A 6601-nucleotide genomic window follows, 5' to 3' on the forward strand; every position below is an offset into this window, starting at 1 on the left:
GTACAGGAACGGCGGCTCGGACGTCGCGTCCACGAACGCCTGCGCAGCGGGCTCCAGAGCGATGTTACGGGGATTACCGGCCATGGAAGGCTCCTAGGTCAACGGGGCTTGTGAACACGCACAATTGTGCTCCCCCACTTCGGCCCAAGCACCTCGGATCCAGGCGTAAACACCTCAGATCAGGACAGGATCCATGGACTCGGCCCCTCAACGGACAAGTCCTTCGCGCGTGCCCATTGCGACTAATGAACAGTGCGCACATCCCCGGTCACCAACAGCACACCTCAACACACCACCGGCCACGGAGATACGGTCAAGACCGTGCTCCAACGTTTTCACCGGGCCGCTGAGGGCTGTGCACATGTCATGCGTAGTATGGCTGCGCGGTAGTACTGGCTGCGGCTCCCACCGCTTCAGGACCGACAGCGGACACGTCAATCTCGCATACGTCATGGACGTGCTTCTCGACGGCTGTGACGCCCATGAATGGGGTGTGTACTCAATATGTCTGACACCACTGCTGGAGCCACGGACGTGGCCTTTCAGTACAGCGCTCGGATAGCCGATGATCTCGAGCACATCCAGCAGGAACAAGTACGTCTCACCGCTGAGATCGAAGCGATGCAGGACCAGTTGGCTGCCCTGCAGCAAGATCGCGACTTCCTGGTGACCATGCGGCAGGGTCTGGGAGTGCCATCGGCGGCGCCCGTCGAATCCCCGGCACCCGCCAAGCGGAAAGACCCGGCCGTGTCCCGTACACGGAAGCCTGCGGGAGCCACGAAGTCCCCTGCTCCTGCCGGGAAGCGGACCGTCAAGAAGAAGGTCGGCAAGGCACCGGTGGCGCCGTCGGCCTCGCCCACGCTCGTCGACCTGATCCGCGAGCACCTGGCGGAGCAGAGCGAGCCGCGTTCCGCGGTGGAGATCACCACCGTGCTGAGGCACCAGAACCCCGAGCACGCTCCCAAGGCCACCGCGGTGCGCAGGACGCTCGAAGAACTCACGGCCGAGAACAAGGCCCAGCGCACCAAGTCGGGCAACTCCGTCTTCTACACCGGTCCGTGACGTACCGGGGCTGCCGAGCTGTGCCTCTGTGAGCCCGAGGTGAAGGTCAGGCAGCTCGCCCGCAACGCTGATTCCGGAGGCGGAACAGCGCCTGGCCGCCGCACCGCACATGCTGTAGGCGCGCGCGGTGCCGCGCGCCGGCTCACCCCACCAGCAGCACCAGCTTGCCGCGCACGTGGCCCTGCTCGCTCGTGCGATGGGCCTCGGCGACGTCGGTGAGCGGGAAGGTCCGCGCGACCGGGAGGGCGAAGCGGCCGGTCTCGATCAGTTCGCCGATCTCGCCCAGGACGTGGACGGCGCGGCCGTCGTGGCCGTCGCTGAACGTCACCCCGTACTTCTGGGCCGCCCCGTAGTCGGCGATGGTCAGCACGCGTTGGGTTCCGCCGGCGAGTTCGAGGAGCTCGGGGACGACACCGCTCCCGGCCAGGTCGAGCGCGACGTCGACGCCTTCGGGCGCGATGGCCCGTACCCGCTCGACGAGTCCCTCGCCGTAGGCGACGGGCTCGGCCTGGAGCTTGCGGAGGTAGTCGTGATTGGCCGGACTGGCGATGCCGATGACGCGGGCGCCGCGCGCCACGGCGAGTTGGACCGTGGAGCTGCCGACGCCTCCGGAGGCGCCGTTGACTAGCACGACGGTGCCCTTCTCCACGCCGGTCTCGTCGAGCGCCCGCGCGGCCGTCTCGATGGCGGTCGGCAGCGCGGCGGCGTCCACGAAGTCCAGTGACGGCGGGATCGGCGCGTAGAAGGACAGGACGGCCCGTTCGGACTGAGCGGTGCTTCCGGCGGAGAGGCCGAACACGCGATCGCCGACAGCGACGTCGACGACGCCCACTCCGACCTCATCGACGACACCGGCCGCGTCCTGGCCCAGGGACTGCGGGGGCTTGCCCCCCATCAGCCCCTGCCGCTTCTTCCAGTCGATGGGGTTGACGCCCGCCGCGCGCACCGCGATACGTATCCGGCCTGGCCCCGGGTGAGGTTCGGGAACGTCCTCGATCTCCAGGACTTCCGGGCCACCGAACCGGTTGAAACGGACTGACTTCATGGATGGCTCCGGCTCTCTCTGGCGGTGTGCTCGCGGGGCGCGGCCGGACGTGACGCGTCACGGCACACGGGAAAGCAACAGCCTGCCGTCGAAGTGAGCGCCCTGCGGGCTTTCGACCGAATTCTTCCCGGCAGGGCCGTGAGAGTGCCCTTTAGGGAAGCTGCCCGCCGGCCTGTCAGCGCTGGTGAGAACGCCGGTCGTAGGAGACGGCGTAGACGGCGCTGCGCGCGGCGAGGACCGGATCGTCGGATGCCTCGATGCCCGGGGTGAGCAGGTTGGGGTCGAAGGACTGCGCTTCCCAGTAGTCCTGGTCCGCGGCCTCCCCGGTGATCGTCAGTCGCCCGGCGGTGATCTCCCGGCGCTCTGCGGGCCATGCCCGTGTGGGGTCGTCGGTGGGGTCGCCCTCCTCGCCGAGCTGCACCTTGAGTGTGAAGGTGACGGGGCCGCCGGTCAGGCGCTCCGCGAGTTCGTCCGTGAGGTGCCGCGGTGACCAGGAGGCGGCCTCGGCCGGGTCGGTGTGGTCGATTCCGGCGTCGGGCTCCCACCGGTACTTCACCGGGTGCGCGTCTCCGTCCGCGTCACGCCAGACGAAGGCGTGGATAGCCCAGTACTCGGTGGTCGCGTAACTGGTCGGGACGGAGACGCCGACGGCGGCCGCCAGCGCCGCACCCGCCTGCGGATGCAGTTCGGTGTAGGCGCGGATCTTCGCGGGATCCGGCTTCCCGGTGTCCGGGTCCCGCTCCGCCGCCCGCAGCAGGTCGAGGAACTGCTCGGGGGTCGAGCCGACGAAGCGGTCGAGGTTGACCGTGATCAGATCGGTGGCGGAACCGTCGGGCAGGTGGAACCTGGTGGCGAATCCCCGTGCGGCACGCTCACCGTCGGACCGCTGCGGGTCGGTGCCGGTGTGGGAGAACCGGACGGTCGCCCGAACCGGGTCCGCCTGCAGGTGGGCGGCCGTGGTCAGCGGGCCCGCCTCACCCGAGGGCGTGAACTCGGCGTCGTAGCAGACGCCTCGTGCGTGAGCACGACGACGGCCGGCATACGTACCGCTGAGGTGCTCGATGGTGTCGACGAGGGCTACGGCTGTCTGAGGGCGCGACGACGCAGGTGACATGCGCATGTTCTATCATACGTATGAACACTCACTGGGCGGAGGTTGCCACGTTCGGCAGCCGTCATGCCGGACGCGACGGTCGCCGCGTGACCCGCAGCCGCAGCTTCTCGGGGGTCAGGCTGAGGCCGATCGTGGGGGTGACGTCGCGGTCGTCGGCCGGGGTGAAGCGCCAGCGGCCCAGGAGGGCGGCCAGGAACAGCGCGATCTCGGTCCAGGCGAACCGTTCCCCGATGCATTTGCGGGCGCCGCCCCCGAAGGGGAGATACGTGACGGGGTTGGGGCGGGTGCCGAGCCAGCGGTCGGGGTGGAAGCGCTCGGGGTCCTCGTACACGTCGGGGCGGTGGTGGATGACGTAGGGGCTGTACATGAGCGAGGTCCCCCGGGGCAGGTCCACGCCTCCGAGCCGCGTGTCACGCGTGGTGGTACGGGTGTTCAGCCAGGCGGCCGGGTAGAGCCGGAGCGTCTCGGTGATCACGCGGTCGACCCGTTCGAGCTCCGGCAGGTGGCCGAACGCGGGGGCCTCGCCCTTCAGGACCTCGTCGATCTCGTCGCTCAGCTGGTCCTGGATGTCGGGGTGGCGGGCCAGCAGGTACAGCGCCCAGGACACGGTGGTGGCCGTGGTCTCGGTGCCCGCCATCAGGAAGGTGATCACCTGGTCGCGGACCTCGCCGTCGGTGAACGCCCTGCTGTCCCCGCTGCTCTCCGCGTCGGTCGCGCCGAGCAGCGAGGACAGCAGGTCGCCGTGGTCGGACGGATCGGCCCGGCGGTCGGCGATGATGCCGGCGACCGTGTCGTGCATGCGTGCGCGCGCCTGGAAGTAGCGGCGGTTGCCCGGGGTGGGCAGCCGGGTCAGGAACGGGGGCAGGACCGCGCGGGCGACGATGCCTTCGAGGAGCGTGGCCACGTCGTCCGGGAAGCGGTCCATGGAAGCGTCCGGCACACCGGTGGTGAACATGGCACGCACACCCGCCTGGGACGCGTATTTCATGATGTGCCGGTGGGTGTCGAAGACCTGGCCGTCCTGCCACTGCGCGGCGGCCTCCTCGGCCTCGGCGGCCATCACCGTGCTGTAGCCGGGATAGCGCTGGGCCTGGAAGGAGGGCTGGCACAGGCGCCGTTGACGGCGGTGCATGCTGTGCGGGCACGAGGCCAGGCCGTCGCCGCCTATTTCCCGCACCCGGTCCATGATGTGGCCGCCCTTGTCGAAGGTGCGGTCGTCCTGGAGTACGTGGCGGGTCAGCTCCGGCGAGCAGACCAGCACCATCGACTGCGTGCCCAGCCGCAGACGCACCAGGTCGCCCTCGGCGGGGAGCGCGGAGAGGAACCCGAGGGCGTCGCGGAAGACCGCGGGTACATGGCCGACCAGGGGTAAGGCGCCCTGGGCGGTGGGGACGGCGGCCGTGGTACTCACGTCGGCTCCTGGGGGGTGAGGCGGACGGGACAAAGGCAGGAGCACGCTAGCCCCGGCTCATGTGCCGCTGTGTGCCTACGTGTTGACGGTGCGTCAGCGGGCATGTCTCCTGCCCTTAGAGGCACCGCCGCCCGTCTGGGCCGGGTGCCGGACCGATGGGGTTCACTCGCGCGGGTTCCTTGACAGCCAACCGCTCACCCCACTTAACTCACGGCTCACCCGGCCAGCCTCCTCCCCCACTGGAGTTCCCCATGCCGAAGTCCCTTCACAGATCCGCCACTTGGACCCGTCGCAAGGTGCTGGGCGCCGCAGCCGGCGCTACCGCGGCCACCGCGCTGGGCACCTTGGGTGTCGCGCGGGCCACCGCCCCGGCCGACGCGGACACGGCGGCCGGCACCCCCGGTGACGTCGTGGGCAAGGTGACCGCGGGCTACCAGGGCTGGTTCGCCTGCAAGGGCGACGGTGCCCCCATCAACGCCTGGTGGCACTGGGCTCCGAACAACGCACAGACACCGTCACCCACCAACAACAGTGTCAAGGCGTGGCCGGACGTCCGCGACTACACGCACACGTATCCGACGGCGTTCGGCCACCTCGGCAACGGCGGTACGGCGTCCCTCTTCTCCTCCTACGACCAGCAGACGGTGGACACCCACTTCCTGTGGATGCAGCAGTACGGCATCGACACCGCCGCGCTCCAGCGTTTCAACCCGAACGGCGGCGAGGGGCCGACCAGGGACGGCATGGCGACGAAGGTGCGCGGCGCCGCGGAGAAGTACGACCGCAAGTTCTACATCATGTACGACGTCACCAACTGGACCGCGATGCAGTCGGAGATCAAGGCCGACTGGCGCGACAAGATGTCCGCGCACGTGCAGAGCCCGGCGTACGCGCGCCAGAGTGGCATGCCGGTCGTCTGCATCTGGGGCTTCGGGTTCGACGACAGCAGTCACGCGTTCTCGGCCGACGCCTGTCTCGACGTCGTCAACTGGTTCCGCGACCAGGGCTGTTACGTGATCGGCGGGGTTCCGACGTGGTGGCGCACCGCGCCTTCCGGCGGCGACTCACGGACGGGTTTCAGCGACGTCTACCACGCCTTCCACATGCTGACGCCGTGGCTGGTGGGCCGCATCGGAACCATCGCCGACGCGGACGACTTCTACCAGCGGGCGACCGTCCCGGACCTCGCGGACTGCGCCGCACACGGCATCGACTACCAGCCCTGCGTCCTGCCCGGCGACGTCTCCGTCCGCCAGCGCGTCCACGGCGACTTCATGTGGCGACAGTTCTACAACATGGCACGGGCGGGCGTGCAGAGCGTCTACATCTCCATGTTCGACGAGTACAACGAGGGCAACCAGATCGCCAAGACGGCCGAGTCGGCGGCCTGGGTGCCCACGGGCTCCGGACTGCTCGCCCTGGACGAGGACGGCACGGCCTGCTCCGCGGACTACTACCTGCGGCTGACCGGCGACGGCGGCCGCATGCTCAAGGGCGAACTGGCCCCGACCGCCACCCGGCCCACACAGCCGACCATCGCCAAGAGCGCCGCAGCAGACCACTGATCGCCGACCGCGACTCGGCCGGCCCGGGTCCTTGGGAGCGCTGCGACCGGCTCGCCCTGGGCGACGGCGCCGTCGCGCCGCGCGCCCGTACCAACGGCCGGGTCGTCAGCGCCGACGGCGGCGGGTCGTCACCGCTGATCGCCAACCGCACCGCCATCGGCGCCCGGGAGGCCTTCCGGCCGGAGCGCAACGCCGACGGCAGTGTCAGCATGCGCCCGTCGGCCAAGGACACGTAGGTGACCTCCGGGAGTTCCTCCGGCCCGGCTCCCCTCACGGCATGCGGTGCGTCGGCCGCCGGTCCGTGGGGGCGGTTCGATCTGGTGACGGTGGCCGGCTGACGCCCGTCGCGAAGTGCGCGGCGCCGCGCTCGAAGCGCTGAACCGCCTCGACGGGGAGTTACCGCC

At 69.7% G+C, this 6601-nt stretch carries 4 protein-coding genes and 1 pseudogene; 2 read left to right on the top strand and 3 right to left on the bottom strand.

Annotated elements, in window-relative coordinates:
• Nucleotides 1-504: 504 nt before the first annotated feature.
• A complete protein-coding gene (locus ACFVDP_RS40700) occupies nt 505-1062 on the top strand; it encodes a hypothetical protein (protein ID WP_383501826.1) in 558 nt (185 codons plus the stop codon).
• A 142-nt stretch (nt 1063-1204) separates the two neighbouring features.
• Here the strand turns inward: ACFVDP_RS40700 and ACFVDP_RS40705 are convergent, their stop codons facing one another.
• From ACFVDP_RS40705 to ACFVDP_RS40715, 3 genes are all read right to left on the bottom strand, one after another.
• Complete coding sequence (locus ACFVDP_RS40705; RefSeq protein ID WP_383501829.1) at nt 1205-2107, bottom strand: NADP-dependent oxidoreductase; 903 nt, start codon at nt 2105-2107, stop codon at nt 1205-1207.
• A 175-nt stretch (nt 2108-2282) separates the two neighbouring features.
• Entirely contained in the window at nt 2283-3227 is a 945-nt protein-coding gene (locus tag ACFVDP_RS40710) for a catalase family peroxidase (protein ID WP_383501832.1), read from the bottom strand.
• Nucleotides 3228-3282: 55 nt separating this feature from the next.
• Nucleotides 3283-4632: a cytochrome P450 gene (locus tag ACFVDP_RS40715; RefSeq protein ID WP_383501835.1), complete on the bottom strand. Its 1350-nt coding sequence runs from the start codon at nt 4630-4632 to the stop codon at nt 3283-3285.
• Between the two features lie 251 nt (nt 4633-4883).
• On the opposite strand from ACFVDP_RS40715, the pseudogene ACFVDP_RS40720 reads away from it, so the two are divergent.
• Nucleotides 4884-6170, top strand: a pseudogene (locus ACFVDP_RS40720) (glycoside hydrolase family 71/99-like protein); the annotation flags it as partial.
• Between the last annotated feature and the right edge of the window lie 431 nt (nt 6171-6601).

The sequence above is a fragment of the Streptomyces sp. NPDC057694 genome (genome assembly GCF_042799415.1).
Taxonomy (GTDB): Bacteria; Actinomycetota; Actinomycetes; order Streptomycetales; family Streptomycetaceae; genus Streptomyces.

Excerpts from the sequence above, each read along its gene's own strand:
- ACFVDP_RS40700 (WP_383501826.1), top strand. The coding sequence starts at position 505 with ATGTCTGACACCACTGCTGGAGCCACGGACGTGGCCTTTCAGTACAGC.
- ACFVDP_RS40705 (WP_383501829.1), bottom strand. The coding sequence starts at position 2,107 with ATGAAGTCAGTCCGTTTCAACCGGTTCGGTGGCCCGGAAGTCCTGGAG.
- ACFVDP_RS40710 (WP_383501832.1), bottom strand. The coding sequence starts at position 3,227 with ATGCGCATGTCACCTGCGTCGTCGCGCCCTCAGACAGCCGTAGCCCTC.